The following is a 19,228-nucleotide window of genomic DNA, read 5'->3' as shown; positions in this document are numbered from 1 at the left end:
ACGCAATGGAGAGCAAGTTGCGAGCCGAGAGAGCATTGTAGCCCCGATTGGCATTTCGTGCTTGCCAATCGCAGACATCGTCCGCGTCGGCGACCGTCCGTACGCCTTCAAAGTGCGCGGCCCGGAACTCGCCGAGTTTAGGCTGCTGTCTTCTCACTGCCATGCAAAGCTGTTCTTTAACAACGCCAAGAACCTGCCTCAGCGGCGCGACTACACACCCGTTCGGTTTGACGAACGTTGGCAGGAATTGACGCTGATCTTCGTCGTGCGCGACGGCGGCTCCGCGAGAGACTGGGCGCTAGACCTTCAAACGGGCGTCAAAGTCTCCGCCGGTAGACCGCGGGGCTCGATGATCATCTCGGGTGACCTGGGCTGGTACCCGCCTGTCGACGACCTGACCGCATGGCTCGCCGTGGAGCGTCGACTGCAAGAGCTGGCCGACGCCACACACTCCGTGGTCATTGTTCAAAGTAACGACGTCAGGGACCTTGCGGCCTTGCCCCAACGGCCCAACATGGTCGCAAAACATGTGGGCACGAGCGGCGACGTGCTGCAAGCTGCGCGCGAACTGCTCTTGCCTCCCGATGAAACCTCAGGCAATGGGTTTGCCTGGTGCGCGGGTGAAGCGAGCACCATGGCACAACTGCGCCACGTGCTGATCAACGAGCGTGGTCTGCCCCGAACACAAGTGAAAGCATCGGCTTACTGGAAGCCGGGCGCGGAAGGGTTTCATGAGTCACTGGAGTAACCTGGATCATCACCGCGCGAATGTGGGCACCCTTTCTTGGGCCAACCGAACACGCTCACGTGCCGACCTCAATACACGCTGGTCAGCGGTACCGCCTTCTTCATTGCATCTTCAAAAATCGGCAACAGCTTCGCACGGCTGCTATCGCCTCGGTCCAAGGTGATTCTCATGTGCAGCAAGTCGCCGTCACACATTGCGTAGCCCTGCAAGGTGGCGACGGAGGTGCCAGGGACTTCGAAGGTCAGGACCTCTCCGCTCGGCTCGCCTTGCGAGCAGACAGACACTGGGTCCAGGCTCGACTTCAGCGCCTGCCCGTTTCTGTGCATCTTTTTCAATGTCTCGCCCAGGTAGCTCGCCATGCCTGCGTCTGCCTTGGGCAGGATGGTGAGCATGACCTCTTCGCCTCGCTTCAGGGTTGAGCCGTCGACTTCAGCCCATGAGCAACCAAAGCCCACGCCAGCCACAATGGTGCCACCGCCTGTGCGCAGCTTGCACACGGCAGCAGCCAGTGCGTTGGACGAGTCTGCTGCATGGACAGCAAACACGACGGAGAGACTGGCCAACGCCACCACGCTCATTTTGGATGCTGAGTTCTTCAGCCACTTAATCAATTCTTGTCCTCCCAAAAAGATGCTGCTCACCTCAGATGGGCAAGCGAAAGAGGTCAAGTGTCTGCCCTTCACTCAACGTCAATACGTTCCCGGATACGCCCCACCATCAATCAGCACGTTCTGCCCGGTGATGTAACCGGCGTGTGCACTGCACAGGAATGCGCACAAGGCGCCGAACTCTTGCGGGTTGCCGAAGCGCTTGGCCGGAATGCCCTGCCGGCGGCCGTCCATCAGGGTTTCGATGGGTTTGCCGGTTTTCTGGGCCGCGCCTTCAAAGGTGGCCTTGAGGCGGTCGGTGTCGAACGCACCGGGCAGCAGGTTGTTGATGGTGACGCCTTGCGCGGCCACGCTGCTGCGCGACACGCCCGCAATAAAACCGGTGAGGCCACTGCGCGCGCCGTTGGACAGGCCGAGGATGTCGATGGGCGACTTCACCGCGCCTGAGGTGATGTTGATGATGCGGCCAAAGCCGCGCTGCGCCATGCCGTCGACAGTGGCTTTGATGAGCTCGATAGGGGTGAGCATGTTGGCGTCCAGCGCCTTGACCCAGGCGTCGCGGTCCCAGGCACGGAAGTCGCCCGGTGGTGGGCCGCCGGCGTTGGTGACGACAATATCGAAGGCAGTACCCGGGCCACCTGCCACCGACAGCGCGGCCGAACGTCCTTTTTCGCTGGTGATGTCTGCAGCCACGGTGAGCACCTCGGTGCCCGAAGGTGCCTGGGCTTTGAGGCGCTCGGCCGCGTCGTTCAAATCACTCTGCCCACGCGCGACGATGACGAGGTTGACGCCCTCTGCCGACAAGGCCTGCGCACAACCGTAGCCAAGCCCCTTGCTTGCGCCACAGACCAGCGCCCATTTGCCTTTGATACCAAGATCCATTGGATTGCTCTCCTGTTTCTTTGCTTGCTGTGCTTTGATTTGATTCGATTTGCGATGGTGCTGATTTACCTCGATCAGCCGCAGGCCCAGTCAAAACCCATGGTCTTGAAGTCGAGTTGGGCGTTGCCGCCACCGAAGTTGTAGCCGCCCATGTCTTCTTCAAATTCGACGTAGAACGGAGAAAAATCTGGCGCTGCCTGCACCGGCCGCATGGTCCCTCCGATGTGATTGGGCTGATGCCCTTCTGACCATGGGTGGAGGCGATAGTTTTCGGTGTCGATGACGTCATTGAGCCAGTAGTAGTGCTCCTGGTAGCGACCTTCGGCATCATTCACGGCAATACCTGCATTGGGGTCTTGCTGGCGAGGGGTCCACCGCAGAGACCGGTTCAGATAAAGACCCGCGTTGGGTTCATCGCCCATGCCTTCGAGCCAGGCCTGGTCTGGATCAGGTGCGCCTTTTACCGTCGCCCAAGGCAAGGATGCGTTAATGGCCTTCCAGCTCAGGAGCGACCCTGGTTCGCGCAGCCAGCCTGGCGGCGCCAGCGAGGCATTCAGCGGGTGACCTTCGCCGTTCTGACCAAGCCAGTCCGGCGGCAAACACAGCGGGCCATCAAACTCATCCTGGCTCAGCAGACGAACGGCATAGCGGCAGCCGAGAATGTCTTCCATGAAAAACAACTTGTCGTCTCTGGCCTGCTCGCTCATGGTGTGCCAGAGCGACAGCAGATCAGTACGCTCGGGCGGTATGTCGACTGATTCGGCCATGTCGACGATCTCGTCGATCTCGGCTGGCCCACCGTCGTTGAAATCCGCCGGTGTGGCAAAGAAGCTGAGGGCCACCACGTCAGGGCCGTGAACGCGGTAGTCGGGAGGCAGCAGCAAGGTGAACCCGTGCATGAGCGGGTAGCCATTGCCGCGGTCAAGTGGCCATTGCTCGGGCATGATGCCTGGTGGCAGGCCAAAACACCATCCCTGAATACCGTCTTCGTCGAAATTGACTGGAGAATTGCCGATCGTGAGGTCGTAAGCGAGCATGTAGGTGCACCCTCCCGTGCGCTGCTTCGTGGGTGGCGATCATGGGCATGTTCGCCTGCAACATGCATTCTGCACGCAAAGTGCTAGGGCCTGTTCACACCATTTTTCCAAGTGCGAAAGTGGTGGAGACAGCGCCAATTTAGGCGCGCGACGACGGCCAGACTGGGTGTCTGGCCTAGAAGTGCAACGACAAGTGGCGCTGTCTCCGCCACTTTCCCTGCGGGTTGCAACCAAAAAGGCCATGCGCTGCGTTGCAAAGCCTTGCCGGGGGGGCGGCCCCGGCTGCGTTTTGCGCCTTGCGCATGGCCTTTTTGGTCTGCAACGCATCTTTGAAAAATAGTGTGAACAGGCCCTAGGGCAAGCCCTCGGGTAAACAGCGCCTGGCCCAACACCAAGCCCACCCACAGGCCTATCGCGAAGGTCGCCCGAAGCGCGTCACCAGAAACACCCCCGAGAGGACCAGCACCGTGCCAGCCAGAATCCAGGCGTTGAAGGTTTCGTCCAGGATGATCACGCCCATGGCAATGGTCGACATGGGGCCCAGCATGCCGGTCTGGGAAGCCAGGCTGGCACCCAGGCGCTCGACACCCAGCATCACCAGGATGACCGGCGTAAAGGTGCAGGCCACGGCATTGAGAATGGACAGCCAGATCACTTCAGGCGCCACCATCGCTGCCGACAGGGGCCGCAGCATCGCAAACTGCACCAGGCACAGCACACAGGCCACGCAGGAGGCCAGCCCGACCAGACGCATGGAACCGATGCGCTTGAGCATCTCGGCGCTGAACACGAGATAGATCGCATAGCTGACCGCACTGGCGAAGACGAGCGCAGCACCCAGCCAGACGTTGCTGCCATTGAAGTCGACCTCATGCCCGAACACGAGCAAGACCCCCGCATAGCTCACGGCCATGGCCAGCAGCTGCATGCCGGTCACCCGCTTGCGGTACACCACCCAGCCGAGCAGCAGCACGAGCGTGGGGTTGAGGTAAAGGATGAGGCGCTCCAGGCTGGCACTGATGTACTGCAGGCCCAGAAAGTCGAGAAAGCTGGCGAGGTAGTAGCCGGTGAGCCCCAGCCCGACGATGCCCAGCTTGTCCGGCCAGCTGATGGGGGCAGCCAGTTCGCCTGCTGCATTGCGCTGGTGCCGTGATGCCCACCAGGCCAGGCCGATGAACAGCGGCAAGGCAAAGAGCATGCGGTACATGATGAGGGTGACCGCATCCACGTCGTAGCGATAGGCGAGCTTGACGATGATGGCCTTGCCGGAAAACGCAATGGCCCCGGCCGCAGCAAACATCAGCCCGGACGCGAGCTGAGGGTGAGCATTTGAAGAAGTGGGTGCAGTTGAAGAGGCCATCGCATCGATTATGGCGACGGCATAGCCTTTTCTGGCTGTTGCGAGGCTGACGGAGCCTACTCTTTTGGCGATGCCAGCTGTTCCGGATCGACAACCTGGTAGACACGCCCCTGCTTGTCGAGCTGCTCGAGCAGGCCTTCGCGGACAAAGGCGTTGAGCGTGCGGCTGACGGTCTCCAGCTTGAGGTCAAGCATGGCACCCATGTCTTCGCGCGAGAACAAGGTGGCCACACCAGCGTCATTGCCTGCCCGCATCTTCAGCACCAGACCGGCCACGCGCTGACGCGCATTGCCGAAGTTCAGATCGGCCAGCCAGTCATCTGCTTCCTTGAGGCTGCGATGCCATTTCTCCAGCAGGCGCTGGTGCAGGCGAGGGGTTTCATTGTTCAGGCGTTGAATGACTTGCAATGGCAGGCGGCAGACTTTGACGTTGGTCAGGGCAATGGCGTCAGCGTCATAGGTAGGACCCATCAGGGCTTCCAGCCCGATGACATCACCCTGCCGAAGTACCCGCACGATGCGCTGCCGCCCGTCCACGGAGTTTCGCACCAGTTTGACCATGCCCGAGCGAAGCGTGAACAGCGAGGTGGCAGTTTCGCCCATCCGGATCACAGGCTGCCCTGCCGGAATCTCCAGATCGTCAATCGGTGCATGAATCAGATTGAAATCGGACTCGTGCAGGTCGGCAAACAACACCATGTCGCGGATGCCGCAGTTGCGGCAGTCGGCAGTTCCGCGCCAGGCGGACTCGGTCTTGACGGGAATCATGGTGCAGGCGTTCTTTCTGAGGGTTGTGGATGCGCGGGCTTGTCCCCCGTGGCCAAATATAAGCCAAGCCTCATACTCACTTCACTGGCCGGGTTTTTTGGCCGCGAACCCAGTGTCGCGTCTCAGAACCAGGAAGGGGTAGCGGCAAGCACCTCATCGACGGTTGTGACGCCTTCGGCTACACGGGCGGCACCGGCCAGCCGAAGCGGACGAAGGCCTTCAGTGACTGCCTGTTTGCGCAAGGCATCGAGATTGGGTTCCTTGCTGATCTGCTCTCGCATGCCCTGGCTCAGGGTCATCAGCTCGTATAAACCAGAACGCCCCCGGAAACCGGTCATGCGGCATTGCACGCACCCGACAGGCCGGTACGGCTGGTACTGCCCATTGACCTGCCACGGCTTGACCATCTCGGCCACAGCAGCCCGTTCTGCTTCGGTCTTGTCCGCCTCCACGGGTTGCCTGCAGGCCGGACACAAGGTGCGTACCAGGCGTTGTGCCAGAACGCCCAGAATGGTGGCATTGAGCAGATAAGGTGGCACACCCAGCTCAAGCAGGCGCATCATGGCTGACGGAGCGTCATTGGTATGAAGCGTGGAGAACACCAGGTGACCGGTGAGCGCCGCCTGCACCGCCATCTCCGCGGTCTTCAGATCCCGGATCTCGCCCACCATGATGATGTCCGGATCCTGACGCATCAGTGCACGCAAGCCGTGGGCAAAATCGAGATCCAGATTGGGCTGAACCTGGGTCTGGTTGAACGCTGGCTCGATCATTTCGATCGGGTCTTCGACGGTGCTCACATTGACCTCTTCGGTTGCCAGGCGTTTGAGCGTGGCATACAGGGTGGTCGTCTTGCCAGAACCCGTCGGACCGGTCACCAGCACAATGCCATGTGGCTTGCGCATGAGCGCTTCCCAGCGCTCGGCATCTTTGGCGTTGAACCCGAGTGCCCCCAGGTCCTTGGATGTCGACTCCGGATCAAAAATCCGCATCACGAGCTTTTCGCCAAAGGCAGTGGGCAAGGTGGACAGGCGCATCTCGACCTCTTCATCCCGCCCGGCATCCGTGGCACGAATGGTCTTGATGCGGCCGTCCTGTGGGCGGCGGCGCTCAACCACGTCCATGCGGCCCAGCAGTTTGATGCGCGCCGTCATCGCGTTCATGACCGTGATGGGCATCTGGTAGACGGGATGCAACACACCATCAATCCGAAAACGGATCACGCCCTGGTCACGACGGGGCTCGAGGTGAATGTCGCTGGCACGCTGGTCATAGGCGTACTGCCACAACCAGTCCACCACACGCACAACGCTCTGGTCGTTGGCGTCCAGCTGCTTGTTGGCCTTGCCCAGTTCGACCAGTTGCTCAAAGGAATCCAGACCCGTTTGGTTGCCCTTCTTCGAGGCGGTCTTGACCGATTCGGACAAGGCAAAGAACTCACCTGTGTAGCGTTTGATGTCGATAGGGTTGGCCAGAACGAGCTTGACCCGCTTCGCTGTCTGCCGCTCCACTTCCGCGACCCAGTCCGACATGAAGGGCTCGGAGGTCGCCACAGTGATCTCCGAGAGCCCGACCTGAACAGGCAACACCCCATGGCGCTGCGCATAGGCAGCACTCATGGCGTCGGACACATTGCCGACATCGACCTTCAGCGGGTCGATTCGCAGATGTGGCATGCCCACACGCTTGGCCAGCCACTGGGTCAGCAGCTCGGCATCCAGCACATGGCCGTCGCCCTGTCTTGGCATGGCCAGCGTCGCCAGGCGCTGCATGGGCAGTTGCGCACTGTGCGCCGCTGCCAGGCGGCTACTGGTCTGCCTGGCGACCTGATGGGACACCACGCCGTCTTCTTCCAGCCATTTGAGCAACAGCTTCCAGGTCAGGGGCCCCTGGTGTGATGAAGATGCCGATGAGAGTTTGACCTGAAGAGGAGCGTTCATGTGGATGTCGAGCTCAAAGCGGTGAAATCGATGGGAGCGAAGACACGCAGCCATTTCGGTGCAGGCAGGCCCCAGCGCTCTTTTATGACCTCTGCGCGCAGCGTCAGTTCCTCGCGCGATGGCCGGGATGGTGTCCGCTGCGCCAACACCACCGTGTTGCCTTCATGGGTTGGCGCGAAAGCCCACAATGCATCTTCGCCAAATGCACTGGCCAGGCTGGCCAGCGAGCGCTCATAGCTGGACTCACGACCAAAGAGGTTGACCGTGAGGCAGCCTTCATCGGTCAACAGGTTGCGACACGAGCGGTAGAAATCGGGGTCATCCAGCACAGGCGCAGCAGCTTCATGATCGTACAAGTCCACCTGCAGCGCGTCGATCGTCCCCGCATATTCGGATTTGAGGATTTCAAGCCCGGCATCGGCGAGCACCACACGCAGGCGTTCGCCATCTGGTGGCAGCTTGAACCACGCCCGGCAAACGGCCAGCACCTGCGGATTGATTTCAATCGCTGTCGTATCCATGCGCAGCTTCTTGAAGCAGAACTTGGTCAGCGCGGCCGACCCGAGACCGAGCTGAAGGGCTTTTCGCTCGGACACGGAGTCCGGCGAAACAAACAGCAGCCAGGCCATCATGCGCCGAACATAGTCGAGTTCGATTTCAAAGGGCTGCTTGAGCAACATCGACCCCTGGATCCACTCGGTGCCCAAGTGCAGGAAACGCACTTCTCCGACTTCGGAAATGCTCACATCCGGCAGTTCGTTGCCGTCTGACTTGCCGGCACCCGCCTTGCGACTGCGACTGAGCCTGCTCACAAAACGCCTCTTTCGGACAAGTGCACGCAGGCGATTGTTTCCAGGTTGACACAAAGGCAAAAGGGCATGGGACGTTCAGCTGATGAGGTTCGTTGCAATCATTATCAGCGGGATCGCCATCACTCGCCCCACAAGCGTCAGCCATGGACCACAGTCACGTGCATGCGTCACACAGCCCATACCTGCCCAGCACGTCGCGCCAGGCCGCCAGCTTCCTCTCAAAAGACCAGCTCGCGTTGGCAGGGCTTGTCGAAGGCAGCTTGTGTACCGGCAGCCCGAATGCCCCGGTCACTCTGGCATGGCGGAAGCTCTCTCCACCATTGTGTGCAATGGCCTGAAGCTTCGGGCAGCTGGCGATCAGCGCGCCGAGGTCATTGGGTTCGGCATGCCGGATATTGGCATCCAGGCTGCCTTGCCTCTCGCAGGCCGCATAGACATCCCACACACCAAGGCCATGGCGCAGCAAGGCTTGCTTACGCTCGACATAGTCCTTCTTGTCAAGAGGCTCCCCCCACAGCGCGCCAAGAATCTTCCAGAAATGGTTTTGTGGATGGCCGTAATACTGCTGCGCCTTGAGTGAGGCCACCGAGGGAAAGCTGCCGAGTACCAGCACACGGGTGCCCGCATCGGCCACAGGAGCCAGGCCTTGCAGCTTCTCGTTCACGAGCGAATTTCTCCCTTTGAATGCAGTCCAGACTGGTTCAGCAAGGCTGCCAGCTTTGGCAACACGCGCTGCGCATTGGCAGAAGTACGCTTGGCCAGCTCTTGCGGCGCGACGTTTCTGAGCTCTGCGATGGTCTGGGCGATCCGCGGCAACTGGCCAGGCGCATTCACGGCTGGCGGCACTCCTGCAGCGCGCGCTTCGGCCGTCACATACAACCAGTGAGGAGGCATGTCAGGCGCGTCCGTTTCCAGCACCAGTGCTTCAGCCGCCATCTCGGCCGCCAGGCGCCGCAACTGCAAGGCTCTGTCATACGTGCAGGCGCCACCGAAGCCCAGACAATACCCCATGTCGACAAAGGCCTGTGCCTGTTGGAAGCTGCCGTTGAACGCATGGGCAATGCCGCTTGCCACGGCATGGGTTCGCAGTCCTTTGAGCAACATGTCCGCGCTGCGCCTGACATGCAGAATGACAGGCAACTTGTAGCGCAGAGCCATCGCCAGCTGTGCCGTGTAGAACTTCCATTGCTTCTCCCGCATGGGCTCCGTGCACACCTCGGGAACAAAATAGTCCAGGCCTATTTCTCCGACCGCCACCAGACGCGGGTCGTCATGCCACCTGGACAGAAGGGAGTCGAGCTCAGCCAGATCGTTCTCGGATGCCTGGCCGACGTACAAGGGGTGAATGCCCAGTGCGTAGGCATCGCCCGTCTGATGCGCCAGGGCCCGCACCTTGCCCATGGCCCGCACCTCGACCGACGGAATGACACACAGGCCCACACCCGCCGATCGGGCCTGCTCGCGCACTGCGAGCGCCTGGCCGCCAAACTCGTCGGCGTCCAGATGACAGTGGGTATCGATCCAGAAGTTGCTCGTTTCCATGGTGACCTGTGTGAGGCATGGCGCCAGGGGGCACTGGCAAGTTCCGCGACGGCCCCGGCTCAGCCTCACGCCACATTGTGTCATCCGGCCACACCGAGCCACACACACTTTGTCCTGTGTCAGCGTTGAGAACATGCAAAGGTGGTAGGCTTTCTTCCACGGGCTGCCGACGCGCCTTGTCCGGTCTGGCCCTCACCACATTCAAGGAGATGCCTGCATGCGCTTTCTTTCGGCTCCAAACCGCCAGTTCTGGGTCAGTCTGGGCGGCGCATTGTCACTGAGCATGGTGGCGTGCACAAGCAACGGGGCTTCGTCCTCTCCTGCAGCACCCCAGCTGGCAGGCACCCAGTGGGAAGTCCAGTCCATAGGCGGCCAGGCTGTCAGTGGTGGCAAAGTCCCCACGCTGGCCTTTTCTGCATCGATGGACATCGGCGGACATGGCGGTTGCAACGAATACTCCGGTCAGGTTTCGCTCAAGGGCACTGCACTGACCGTCGGGCCGGTCATGGCCACCAAGATGAGCTGCGGTCCGGTTCAAGACAGGCTCGAATCAGCCTTCTTGTCTGCGCTACGAAATGCGAAGCAAGTGAAGGTGAAAGATGGCTTGCTCGAGTTGACGGGTGCGTCAGAAGCCCCCACAGTGGTGTTCAGGCAGGTCAAGCCATAGGCAACAGAACACCAAACGGGAGGCCGGCCGCAAACCGGGCTCTGGAGTCTCAGCATGGGATTGTTCAGTCGATTTTTCAAACGCAGCCAGGCACAGGAGTCCCTCTCGGACTTTGACGACGAGGTCGTTGGCGACGATGTCAGCGACTCTTTGCTGGATGACGACCAGATCCGCACTGCGCTGGACGACCTGAATGTGGACAAGGCCATTGCCTCGCACGAGCAATGGAAAGATCGCTTGCGGCAGGCGCTGGACGGCAGTTCACCGGAAATCCTGGACCCGGAGGCCGTGTGCAGGGACGACCGCTGCGACCTGGGCCGCTGGCTCCACGGAACAGGCCGTGAACGCCTTGGACATCATGTGGCTTTCACGGCACTGGTCGCCAGCCATCAGTCATTTCACCGCCAGGCCGCCAGAGTGATCGAGCTCTCACAGTCCGGCAGAAAGCAGGAAGCGGAGCGGGAACTTGACACCGCGTACCGCCATGCATCCAACCGGGTCGTGCTGCTGCTCAAGGCCATCCGCAACGCGCTTCACCAGGAAGGCTGAAGAGCCTGGCCCGCCTTAAGCCAGTGATCCCATGTTCAGGCGCAGAACGCGTGAACAGCGCGCCGCCAGCGCCTCATCGTGCGTGACCATCACGAACGCCGTGCCCTGATCGCGGGCCAGCTCCAGCATCAGGTCAAACACACCATCCGCTGTAGAGCGGTCCAGGTTGCCGGTGGGTTCATCTGCCAGCACACAGGCAGGGCGGGTCACGAGCGCGCGCGCAATGGCAACACGTTGGCGCTCGCCACCGGAGAGCTCTGCCGGCCGGTGCAGCGCTCGCTGCGACAGGCCCACCCGATCAAGCATCTTCACGGCAACTTCCCCCGCTTGCGCGCGGCTCTGACGACGGATCCACAGCGGCATGGCGACGTTGTCACGGGCACTGAATTCGGGCAGCAAGTGATGAAACTGGTAGACAAAGCCCAGGTGCTGATTGCGCCATGCCCCTTGGGCAGAAGGGCTGAGCGAGGCCATGCGCTTGCCCATGAGGTCAACCGAACCCTGCGAGGGGGCATCCAGGCCACCCAGCAAATGCAGCAAGGTGCTCTTGCCCGAGCCCGATGCGCCCACGATCGCCAACGTCTCGCCCCTCTCTACCTTGAGGTCCACCCCCGAGAGCACTTGCACGTCCAGTGGCCCTTCGGTGAAACGTTTGGACAGGCCGGTGGCGTCCAGAACCAGATTATTCATAGCGCAATGCCTCCGCGGGGTTGACGCGGCTGGCACGCCAGCTCGGGTAAATCGTGGCAACGAAGGACAGAATCAGGGACAGGATCGTCACCGGCAGGATGTCCCCTTGCTGAGGATCGCTGGGCATGCGGCTGATGAGGTAGATGTCTTTGGGCAGGAAGGACGCGCCGAGCGCATTTTCAATGGCGGGCACGATGGTGTCGATATTGAATGCCACGCCCAGGCCGAGCAGCAAGCCCACCCCTGTGCCGATGATGCCGACCGCTGCACCCTGGACCATGAAGATGCCCATGATGCTCTGCGGGCTGGCGCCCAGCGTCCTCAAGATGGCGATGTCGGCCCGCTTGTCGGTCACGGTCATGACCAGGGTGGACACCAGGTTGAACGCCGCCACCGCCACGATCAGCGTCAGGATGATGAACATCATGCGCTTTTCCAGCTGAACGGCCGCAAACCAGGTGCGGTTCTGGCGCGTCCAGTCGCGCACCACCATCCCGGGTGGCAGGCTGCCCGCCACCTCCATGGCGATCCGGCGGGCCGCGTGGACGTCATTGGTCTGGATGCGGATGCCCGTTGGCCCCTCCACCCGGAAGATGCGCGCCGCGTCCTGCACATGAAGCATGACCAGGGTGGAGTCGTATTCGTAGTGGCCGGAGTCAAAGGTACCGACCACCGTCATCTGACGGATGCGAGGCACCACGCCAGCTGGCGTGACTTGCCCGGTCGGCGCGATCAGCGTGACGCGGTCTCCCACGTAAACGCCCAGGCTGCGCGAGAGTTCGCCGCCAATGACAATGCCGAACTCCCCCGGTACCAGGTTGTTCAGCGGCAGCAGGTCGCCGTGTTGCGCCAGCTCTGTGACTTGCGGCTCCAGTGCCGGATCGACCCCGCGCACAATGGCGCCCTTCATGTCCTCGCCACGGGCGATCAGGGCCTGTGCACCGACAAAAGGCGCCACTCCGATCACCTCCGGATGGCGGCGAATGATGGACATGTCCTCCTCCAGATGCGCGATGGCCTGACCACTGGGGTCAAAAACCTCAATATGGGAGAGCACGCTGAGCATGCGGTCGCGCACTTCCTTCTGGAAGCCGTTCATCACCGAGAGAACGATAATGAGCGCAGCGACACCCAGCGCGATGCCCAGCATGGACACGCCTGAGATGAACGAAATAAACCCGTTGCGCCGCGTGGCCCGTCCAGCGCGGGTGTAGCGCCAACCTAAAACCAGTTCGTATGGGGATTGCATGAAGACCTTTCGTCCCGGATTGTCTCATCCCTGACAATAGGGAATTATGGCAAGCGACCATACCCACTCATCCACCACCTTTCCCACGCCGGCGCGGCACCTTCTGGTGCCGTTCGCCTTCGCTGCCGCGCCCGAATGCCACGAGCTGGTGAACGTCATGCAGGTACCCCACCTGAATGAGCTGCTTTCCAGCCTTCGGCTGAGCCACGAGGAGATCGGCCAGGAAGAAGATGCCTCTATGCCGCACGAGCGCGTCCTGGCCAATGCACTGGGCCTGTTTCCCGACGCGGCCATGAGTCAGGACGTGTTGGCGAGCATTCCCTGGGCGGCGGCGATGAGCGATACGCCCGAAGCGCCACAGGCCTGGTTCACACCCTGCCATTTCAAGGTCAGCATGGACCGGGTACAGCTGCTGCCCACCGGACTGCTGGCGCTCGACGAAGAATCATCCAGGACACTTTGTGCAGCTCTCGCACCCTTGTGTGAAGAGGACGGCATAGTTCTGTCGTACGAGTCGCCGTTGTACTGGCGCGCCTCAGGAGAAGCGTTGCGCCAGCTGGGCACCGTCAGCCTCGACCGAGCCTGCGGCCGCCCCATGCGCCCCGAAATGCTGAATTTCGAACGTTCGGGCAACGCGCCGGGCGCGCGCGTGATCAAACGGCTTCAAAACGAAGCCCAGATGCTGTTTCACACCCTCCCGATCAATGACGACCGGGAGCTGCACGACTTGCTCCCCATCAACGGCTTCTGGGTCAGCGGAGCCGGCTGTCTCAACCAGCCCCCGCAGGCGGCCGAGATCGCCCCCATGGTGGACGAGTCGCTGCGCGAGACGGCGCTGAGAGGCGACTGGGCAGACTGGCGGTCCGCATGGGAGTCGCTCGACTCGGGTCCCATTGCCGACTTGCTGGCCCTTCACAAAAGTGGCACGCCGGTCGCCATCACCCTCTGTGGTGAGCGCCATGCACGCACCTGGCGCAGCAAGCTGGCCAATCCAGGCCGGCTGGCCCGGATCAAGGCCGCGCTGACCCCGGGCAACAAGCGCCTGGACTTGCCCCACATGCTCCAAACCCTATGAAGATCATTGACCGAGATGTACCACCCAGGGCCGCCTGGGCGCTGGAGCAGGCTGGCTTGCACCCGTTGTTGGCCAGGCTTTTCGCAGCCAGAGGCATCCACGCTCGTGACGAGCTCGACGATGCCCTGGCCCGGCTGATCCCCCCATCCACCCTCAAGGGCACCGATGAGGCCGCCACAGCATTGGCCAATGCCATGACCGCAGGCGAGCGAATCTGTATCGTGGCCGACTACGACTGCGATGGCGCCACGGCCTGTGCCGTGGGCATCCGCGGCTTGCGGCTGCTGGGCGCCGCCACCGGCTACGACAAGGTGCAATACCTGGTGCCTGACCGCGTCAACGACGGCTACGGCCTCACGCCCACCATCGCGGAGCGAGTCAAGGCCCTGGGGGCGGACTGGCTGGTCACGGTCGACAACGGTATCGCCAGCATGGCAGGCGTGGCACGAGCGCGAGCGCTCGGCCTGAATGTCCTCATCACCGACCACCACCTGCCCGCCTCCATGGATGGGGAGGTGACGCTCCCGCAAGACTGCATCATCGTCAACCCCAACCAGCCCGACTGCACTTGCGAGAGCAAGGCCATGGCTGGGGTGGGCGTGATGTTCTACGTGCTGCTGGCGCTGCGCGCCGAGTTGCGCGCTCGTGGTGTCTTTGACAAGGCCGGCGTGACTCAACCGCGCATCGATGCCTTGCTGCCCGTCGTGGCACTGGGCACCGTGGCCGACGTGGTCAGGCTCGACGCCAACAACCGCCGGCTGGTTTCGCAAGGGCTCAAGCGCATTCGCGCTGGCGCCATGCCCGCCGGCATGTCGGCCCTGTTCCAGGTCGCTGGCCGAGACCCGAGAAAAGCGAGCAGTTTCGACTTCGGCTTCGCTCTGGGCCCGCGCCTCAATGCCGCTGGCCGCCTGGCCGACATGACCCTGGGCATCGAGTGCCTGATCACCGATGATGCCGCCCGTGCCGACGAACTGGCGCGCACGCTCGACGGCATCAACCGCGAACGCAAAGCCATTGAAGGCGACATGCGCGAGCAAGCCATGATGCTGGCAGAGGAAATGTTCGACCCTGAAGAAGACCCGCCACCAGCCATCACGGTTTTCGACCCCGACTTTCATGAAGGTGTGGTGGGCATCGTGGCCTCTCGCCTGAAGGACAAGCTCCACCGCCCAACTTTCGTCTTTGCTGCCAGTGGCGCCGAAGGCAAGGAGCACGAGCTCAAAGGCTCGGGCCGGTCCATTCCAGGCTTCCACCTTCGCGACGCGCTGGATCTCGTGGCCAAGCGCCGCCCGGGCGTGCTGCTCAAGTTTGGCGGCCATGCCATGGCAGCAGGCTGCACCGTCCACGAAGATCACATTGCCGATTTTGAAGAAGCTTTCGAAGCGGTCGCGGCCGAATGGCTGGATGAGGCCACTTTGCAGCGCAAACTGGAGACCGACGGGCCTTTGGCGCGCGACTACCGCAGGCCCGACATGGTGGAGACCCTCCACCAGGAAGTTTGGGGACAAGGCTTTGCACCGCCCACCTTCAGCGATGAGGTCCAGGTGGTCTCGCAACGGCTGGTGGGCGAGAAACACCTTTCACTCAAACTCAAGCACCAGGGTGACCCGGTGGACGGCATCTGGTTCGGTCACACCGAACCACTGCCGCCGACAGTCCGCCTGGCCTATCGGCTGGAGGTGGACGAATGGCAGGGCCAGCGACGCGTTCGATTCATTGTCGAAGGCGCGGAGGTCTGAACAGTGCGCGCAACTGCCCCTGCGAGCAGATCCGCCTGACCATCACCTCTGATACAAGGCTTCGATGCTGGCTGAGCCCAGCTTGTTGGCATTGATCATGTATCCCACCAATGCGGCCGATGCATCGGCTGGCAACTCGAGCTTGTCGACCTTGAGTGCGTGAATGGTGAACTGATAGCGGTGCGGCTTGTCCCCGGGCGGCGGGCATGCGCCGCCAAAGCCCTTGACACCAAAATCGTTGCGCACCTGGACCACGCCATCGGGCATGACCGCGTCCACTCCTCCAGCACCCGCTGGCAGGGACGAAACGGCCACCGGGATGTTGTACGCCATCCAGTGCCACCAGCCACTCCCCGTTGGCGCGTCCGGATCGTAGACGGTCAAGGCAAAGCTCTGTGTGCCTTGCGGCGCATTCTTCCAGGCCAGCGCAGGCGATACGTTTCCTCCTTCGCAGCCAAAGCCCTTGAACACCTGATTGATGGTCAGCATCTTGCCTGGCTGCACATCAGTGGACGACAGCGAAAATGCGCCTTCCGCCTGCGCACCCATCGACGCACCCAAGGCGAAGATGCCTGCCACCAGCCACTTGCTGGGCCATGCCGGCCACACAGCGAATCCGGTGGCCTCCTTGCCAGAGTGAGCGCGGAAGAAAGAAGGGAAAGCAGACATCACAAAACTCCTTGATCAAGTGTTGTACAGAGCGAGGTGCTACCTGGAACAGCCAGCACCCGACCATGATGTCCTTCAGATACGACTGTGGGTTAGCCCTTGCCAGTCAGGTTTTGTGCTGAACCGTTCACCGCTTCCCGTCGAAGTTGCGAAGGTGAAAACCCCCAACGATCCTGAAACGCCGCAGAAAACCGGCTATGGGATTGCCAGCCGCAACGCTGCGCCACCTCCCCGATGGGCAAATCCGTGGTCTGCAACATGCCCAAAGCCAGCTCCAGACGAAACTGCCGCACCAGCGCGGCCACGGTGTGCCCCTCCTCGGCCAAGCGGCGCTGAAGAGTGGATGCACTCATGTGAAAGCGTTCTGCAAGTGCTTCGAGCGTCCAATGGCCGTCAGGTGTCTGCGAAACCCGGCGCCGCACCTGCTCGGTCCAGCTCAGATCAGCCACAGGCGTGAAGCGAATGCCGCCCTCTCGCAAATGGATTAGCACCTCCTGCAACCAGTGCGCCAACACCTGGTCACTGACGGTTCGGTGCCTGAGTTGCCCGACCACTCTGTCAATGCTCTCGCCAAAGGTGCCATCGACCTTTATCCGGGAGCCACCTGACAGCGGCGTTGACCCCTCCGTCGCATCCAAGGGCAGTGACTCTCCAGATGCGATGAGATCTTCTCCAAAAACCAGAACGTCGGCCTCATAGGATCCATGAGTGGCGGGATCATTGATCACATCCCATACCGTGCCACGCGCCACCGCCAGTGCCTCACCCGGCACTGCCTCCAGTGCCCCTTCCGTTCTGAGAAGCGTCTTGCGGCCACGCCTCACCACGATCAGTGAGTCCTGATGGATACAGACAGTAGAGACCCTGTGTTTACGGGTGGCAACGATACGGGCGAAATGGCCCACTGACGGGGCGATGGGCATCCGCTCAGGTCGTCAGGGCCTCACGAACGGCCGCCACCTGGCGTCGAGACACGGCCAGACGCTCATCGATGCCCTCCAGGCGGACGGTCCAGCCCTCCCCCTCGGTAGGATCGGAGATTTTCTCAATGGCCCTGACCGCCCTGCGCGCCACAAGTGCGTTTCGATGGACGCGAACAAACATATGGCCGAAACGCTGCTCGAGATCGCTCAGCGCGCCATCGAAAATGTACTCTTTCTCCGCCGTGCGAACGGTGATGTACTTGAGTTCGGCTTTCAGATAGAGCACGTCTGCCAGCGCCACCCGCTCACTGCGCCCCCGCTCCTGAATCACCAGCCACTCATCGCCGGACGAAGAAATACCGTTGCCAGCGGCCTCCAGCGCTCTCTCCACCTTTTGGAGAGCCTGACTCAATCGCTCGAGCTTGACCGGTTTGGTGAGGTAGTCGACGGCCTCAAGCTCGAACGCTTGCACGGCATGTTCGGCGTGAGCCGTGACAAAGACCACCAGCGGAGGGTTGGGCATGCCGCGCAGCTGCTCTGCGAGCGCCACGCCATCGACGCCGGGCATGTGTATGTCGAGCAGCACCACGTCACAAGAGAGGCGCTGAATCGACTCCATGGCGCTGACCGCATTGGCTGCCTCGCCCACGACCTCGGCCCTGGGCTCGACGCAATCTCCCAGCAACGTCCTCATTCTGGAACGTGCCAGGTTTTCGTCATCAACGATCAGTACTTTCAACGCCATCGTTTCCTCCTCTGTGGGGATCCTTGCCGGTAGCGGGCCTATAAGGGAATTTCAAGACGTGTCTGAAACACGCCATCCACCAGGGCATACCGAAAGTTACCCTGGAGATCATGCAACAAGCGTAGTCGATCCCGGACATTGTTCAAAGCCAGGCCATTCCCACGCGCACCAGCTCCACTGGGAACTGTATTGGTGACTTTGAGGATAACCACATCCCGGCGTCGCTTGGTGCTGACACGAACAGTAGCTCCTGCCTCGCTAGGCTCCACTCCATGCTTGACCGCATTCTCCACCAAAGGTTGAAGAATCAGGGGCGGCAACTTGGCAGCAAGCGTTGATTCATCGATGCTCCACTCGACGCGAAGCCTGTCTCCAAACCGCACTTTCTCGATCGCCAGGTAGCGCTCAGCCAGGTCCAGCTCATCGCGCAAGGGCACCGCCTCCTGCGTTGCGGTCAGCGCATAGCGGAACAACTCGCTCAAGTCCTCCAGCAAATGCTCAGCTTTCGCTGGCTCTTGCCTGACCAGAGCGATAGCACTGTTGAGCGTATTGAAGAGAAAATGGGGTCGAATTCTGGCCTGCAGTTCTGCAAGCCTTGCTGTCGTCGTAGCGGGCGTTCTGGCTTTGGTTCGCCAAACCAGGGCAGCCACAATCACATATGCGATCAAAGCCCCACTGGCTGCACTCGGCAACCAGTTCGCCAAAACGGCGAGATCTAGCAGAAATAGCAGGCCAAAGCCGAACAGGCCGCAAAAGCCGCCCAGAAGCGATCCCAGAAACCACTGTGCATTCAGTGAGACACGGGCAAGAACCCGCTTAAGCGAGCACACAGCCAAGAGCCAAGCCAGCAAAGCTGGCACTGCGGCAGCCGTCAATGTCGAAGCGCGAACCACCCAATCCCAGCCAAGTGGGTCAAAAAACAGCGCAGCCACGCAAACAACCGTCTCGACAAACAGCACCGAGCGGAGCATGACCCCTGGCTGGCATGCCTCGAACACCAGTTCTTCATCGGCCACGACGGGCTCCAGCAGGCGACCAGGCGCCGGCTTCTTACGTTGTGCGGGCAAATCCACGAAGCCCGATAAAATCTTGGAGTCTTCCATGCGTCTCGTCTGTCAGGGCTTTGGCCCGGCTGGCCGATTCGGGGTCGCCACGAACCGATGCTGGAGCGCATTGTGCGCCATCCTCCAGCCGGGCATGCCCCTTCCATCTGGCCTTGTTGTCCC

General features: G+C 61.5%; 20 protein-coding genes. 5 read left to right on the top strand and 15 right to left on the bottom strand.

Annotation, left to right across the window (positions count from 1 at the left end; translation table 11 throughout):
- The first annotated feature begins 61 nt into the window (after window positions 1–61).
- Complete coding sequence (locus tag ABWV89_RS07365) at window positions 62–748, top strand: siderophore-interacting protein (RefSeq protein ID WP_353395569.1); 687 nt, start codon at window positions 62–64, stop codon at window positions 746–748.
- Between the two features lie 68 nt (window positions 749–816).
- On the opposite strand, the gene ABWV89_RS07360 is transcribed toward ABWV89_RS07365, so the two are convergent.
- The 9 genes from ABWV89_RS07360 to ABWV89_RS07320 form a co-directional block, all read right to left on the bottom strand.
- Window positions 817–1,359 carry a hypothetical protein gene (locus ABWV89_RS07360; protein ID WP_353395568.1) on the bottom strand — a complete coding sequence of 181 codons (543 nt, stop codon included), beginning with the start codon at window positions 1,357–1,359 and terminating at the stop codon, window positions 817–819.
- A 78-nt stretch (window positions 1,360–1,437) separates the two neighbouring features.
- Window positions 1,438–2,238, bottom strand: coding sequence for an SDR family oxidoreductase (locus ABWV89_RS07355; protein WP_353395567.1), 801 nt, complete (start codon window positions 2,236–2,238; stop codon window positions 1,438–1,440).
- Between the two features lie 74 nt (window positions 2,239–2,312).
- Window positions 2,313–3,275 carry a hypothetical protein gene (locus ABWV89_RS07350; RefSeq protein WP_353395566.1) on the bottom strand — a complete coding sequence of 321 codons (963 nt, stop codon included), beginning with the start codon at window positions 3,273–3,275 and terminating at the stop codon, window positions 2,313–2,315.
- Between the two features lie 409 nt (window positions 3,276–3,684).
- Entirely contained in the window at window positions 3,685–4,575 is an 891-nt protein-coding gene (locus ABWV89_RS07345) for a DMT family transporter (protein WP_502903168.1), read from the bottom strand.
- Window positions 4,576–4,691: 116 nt separating this feature from the next.
- Window positions 4,692–5,402, bottom strand: a complete 711-nt coding sequence (locus ABWV89_RS07340) for a Crp/Fnr family transcriptional regulator (RefSeq protein ID WP_353395564.1) — start codon at window positions 5,400–5,402, stop codon at window positions 4,692–4,694.
- Between the two features lie 122 nt (window positions 5,403–5,524).
- Window positions 5,525–7,342, bottom strand: coding sequence for a type IV pilus assembly ATPase TfpB (tfpB, locus tag ABWV89_RS07335; RefSeq protein ID WP_353395562.1), 1,818 nt, complete (start codon window positions 7,340–7,342; stop codon window positions 5,525–5,527).
- Window positions 7,339–8,154, bottom strand: a complete 816-nt coding sequence (locus ABWV89_RS07330; protein ID WP_353395561.1) for a class I SAM-dependent methyltransferase — start codon at window positions 8,152–8,154, stop codon at window positions 7,339–7,341. Before ABWV89_RS07330 ends, tfpB begins: the two co-directional genes overlap by 4 nt.
- Window positions 8,155–8,308: 154 nt before the next feature.
- Window positions 8,309–8,818: a DNA-deoxyinosine glycosylase gene (locus tag ABWV89_RS07325; RefSeq protein ID WP_353395560.1), complete on the bottom strand. Its 510-nt coding sequence runs from the start codon at window positions 8,816–8,818 to the stop codon at window positions 8,309–8,311.
- Window positions 8,815–9,696 (bottom strand): TatD family hydrolase, encoded by an 882-nt coding sequence (locus ABWV89_RS07320; RefSeq protein WP_353395559.1) that lies wholly within the window; start codon window positions 9,694–9,696, stop codon window positions 8,815–8,817. The genes ABWV89_RS07325 and ABWV89_RS07320 overlap by 4 nt, the downstream gene beginning before the upstream one ends.
- Before the next feature lie 217 nt (window positions 9,697–9,913).
- Here ABWV89_RS07320 and ABWV89_RS07315 point away from each other — a divergent pair, with 217 nt between their 5' ends.
- Window positions 9,914–10,363: an META domain-containing protein gene (locus ABWV89_RS07315; RefSeq protein WP_353395558.1), complete on the top strand. Its 450-nt coding sequence runs from the start codon at window positions 9,914–9,916 to the stop codon at window positions 10,361–10,363.
- A gap of 54 nt (window positions 10,364–10,417) precedes the next feature.
- Window positions 10,418–10,912, top strand: a complete 495-nt coding sequence (locus ABWV89_RS07310) for a CZB domain-containing protein (protein ID WP_353395557.1) — start codon at window positions 10,418–10,420, stop codon at window positions 10,910–10,912.
- A gap of 15 nt (window positions 10,913–10,927) precedes the next feature.
- Here the strand turns inward: ABWV89_RS07310 and lolD are convergent, their stop codons facing one another.
- Complete coding sequence (gene lolD, locus ABWV89_RS07305; protein ID WP_353395556.1) at window positions 10,928–11,602, bottom strand: lipoprotein-releasing ABC transporter ATP-binding protein LolD; 675 nt, start codon at window positions 11,600–11,602, stop codon at window positions 10,928–10,930.
- Complete coding sequence (locus tag ABWV89_RS07300) at window positions 11,595–12,851, bottom strand: lipoprotein-releasing ABC transporter permease subunit (RefSeq protein ID WP_353395555.1); 1,257 nt, start codon at window positions 12,849–12,851, stop codon at window positions 11,595–11,597. The genes lolD and ABWV89_RS07300 overlap by 8 nt, the downstream gene beginning before the upstream one ends.
- 46 nt (window positions 12,852–12,897) lie before the next feature.
- On the opposite strand from ABWV89_RS07300, the gene ABWV89_RS07295 reads away from it, so the two are divergent.
- A complete protein-coding gene (locus ABWV89_RS07295) occupies window positions 12,898–13,926 on the top strand; it encodes a phosphoglycerate mutase (protein ID WP_353395554.1) in 1,029 nt (342 codons plus the stop codon).
- A complete protein-coding gene (recJ, locus tag ABWV89_RS07290; RefSeq protein WP_353395553.1) occupies window positions 13,923–15,665 on the top strand; it encodes a single-stranded-DNA-specific exonuclease RecJ in 1,743 nt (580 codons plus the stop codon). The genes ABWV89_RS07295 and recJ overlap by 4 nt, the downstream gene beginning before the upstream one ends.
- Before the next feature lie 42 nt (window positions 15,666–15,707).
- Here recJ and ABWV89_RS07285 read toward each other — a convergent pair whose 3' ends face one another.
- The 4 genes from ABWV89_RS07285 to ABWV89_RS07270 all read right to left on the bottom strand — a co-directional run bounded on the left by ABWV89_RS07285 (window position 15,708) and on the right by ABWV89_RS07270 (window position 19,105).
- Window positions 15,708–16,334, bottom strand: a complete 627-nt coding sequence (locus ABWV89_RS07285) for a YbhB/YbcL family Raf kinase inhibitor-like protein (RefSeq protein WP_353395552.1) — start codon at window positions 16,332–16,334, stop codon at window positions 15,708–15,710.
- 92 nt (window positions 16,335–16,426) lie between these two features.
- Window positions 16,427–17,257, bottom strand: a complete 831-nt coding sequence (locus ABWV89_RS07280; RefSeq protein WP_353395551.1) for an AraC family transcriptional regulator — start codon at window positions 17,255–17,257, stop codon at window positions 16,427–16,429.
- 4 nt (window positions 17,258–17,261) lie between these two features.
- On the bottom strand, window positions 17,262–18,002 hold the full coding sequence (locus tag ABWV89_RS07275; RefSeq protein ID WP_353395550.1) for a LytR/AlgR family response regulator transcription factor: 741 nt from the start codon (window positions 18,000–18,002) through the stop codon (window positions 17,262–17,264).
- 38 nt (window positions 18,003–18,040) lie between these two features.
- Window positions 18,041–19,105 (bottom strand): sensor histidine kinase, encoded by a 1,065-nt coding sequence (locus ABWV89_RS07270; RefSeq protein WP_353395549.1) that lies wholly within the window; start codon window positions 19,103–19,105, stop codon window positions 18,041–18,043.
- Between the last annotated feature and the right edge of the window lie 123 nt (window positions 19,106–19,228).

It is taken from the genome of Hydrogenophaga sp. 5NK40-0174 (assembly GCF_040372165.1).
GTDB lineage: Bacteria > Pseudomonadota > Gammaproteobacteria > Burkholderiales > Burkholderiaceae_C > Hydrogenophaga.
The sequence above is the reverse complement of the archived record's forward strand: the minus strand, read 5'-3'. Positions and strand labels throughout refer to the sequence as shown.

Coding starts and splice junctions, on each gene's coding strand:
- ABWV89_RS07355 (WP_353395567.1), bottom strand. CDS start 2,238: ATGGATCTTGGTATCAAAGGCAAATGGGCGCTGGTCTGTGGCGCAAGC.
- ABWV89_RS07350 (WP_353395566.1), bottom strand. CDS start 3,275: ATGCTCGCTTACGACCTCACGATCGGCAATTCTCCAGTCAATTTCGAC.
- ABWV89_RS07345 (WP_502903168.1), bottom strand. CDS start 4,575: ATGTTTGCTGCGGCCGGGGCCATTGCGTTTTCCGGCAAGGCCATCATC.
- ABWV89_RS07340 (WP_353395564.1), bottom strand. CDS start 5,402: ATGATTCCCGTCAAGACCGAGTCCGCCTGGCGCGGAACTGCCGACTGC.
- tfpB (WP_353395562.1), bottom strand. CDS start 7,342: ATGAACGCTCCTCTTCAGGTCAAACTCTCATCGGCATCTTCATCACAC.
- ABWV89_RS07320 (WP_353395559.1), bottom strand. CDS start 9,696: ATGGAAACGAGCAACTTCTGGATCGATACCCACTGTCATCTGGACGCC.
- ABWV89_RS07315 (WP_353395558.1), top strand. CDS start 9,914: ATGCGCTTTCTTTCGGCTCCAAACCGCCAGTTCTGGGTCAGTCTGGGC.
- ABWV89_RS07310 (WP_353395557.1), top strand. CDS start 10,418: ATGGGATTGTTCAGTCGATTTTTCAAACGCAGCCAGGCACAGGAGTCC.
- lolD (WP_353395556.1), bottom strand. CDS start 11,602: ATGAATAATCTGGTTCTGGACGCCACCGGCCTGTCCAAACGTTTCACC.
- ABWV89_RS07300 (WP_353395555.1), bottom strand. CDS start 12,851: ATGCAATCCCCATACGAACTGGTTTTAGGTTGGCGCTACACCCGCGCT.
- ABWV89_RS07295 (WP_353395554.1), top strand. CDS start 12,898: ATGGCAAGCGACCATACCCACTCATCCACCACCTTTCCCACGCCGGCG.
- recJ (WP_353395553.1), top strand. CDS start 13,923: ATGAAGATCATTGACCGAGATGTACCACCCAGGGCCGCCTGGGCGCTG.
- ABWV89_RS07285 (WP_353395552.1), bottom strand. CDS start 16,334: ATGTCTGCTTTCCCTTCTTTCTTCCGCGCTCACTCTGGCAAGGAGGCC.
- ABWV89_RS07280 (WP_353395551.1), bottom strand. CDS start 17,257: ATGCCCATCGCCCCGTCAGTGGGCCATTTCGCCCGTATCGTTGCCACC.
- ABWV89_RS07275 (WP_353395550.1), bottom strand. CDS start 18,002: ATGGCGTTGAAAGTACTGATCGTTGATGACGAAAACCTGGCACGTTCC.
- ABWV89_RS07270 (WP_353395549.1), bottom strand. CDS start 19,105: ATGGAAGACTCCAAGATTTTATCGGGCTTCGTGGATTTGCCCGCACAA.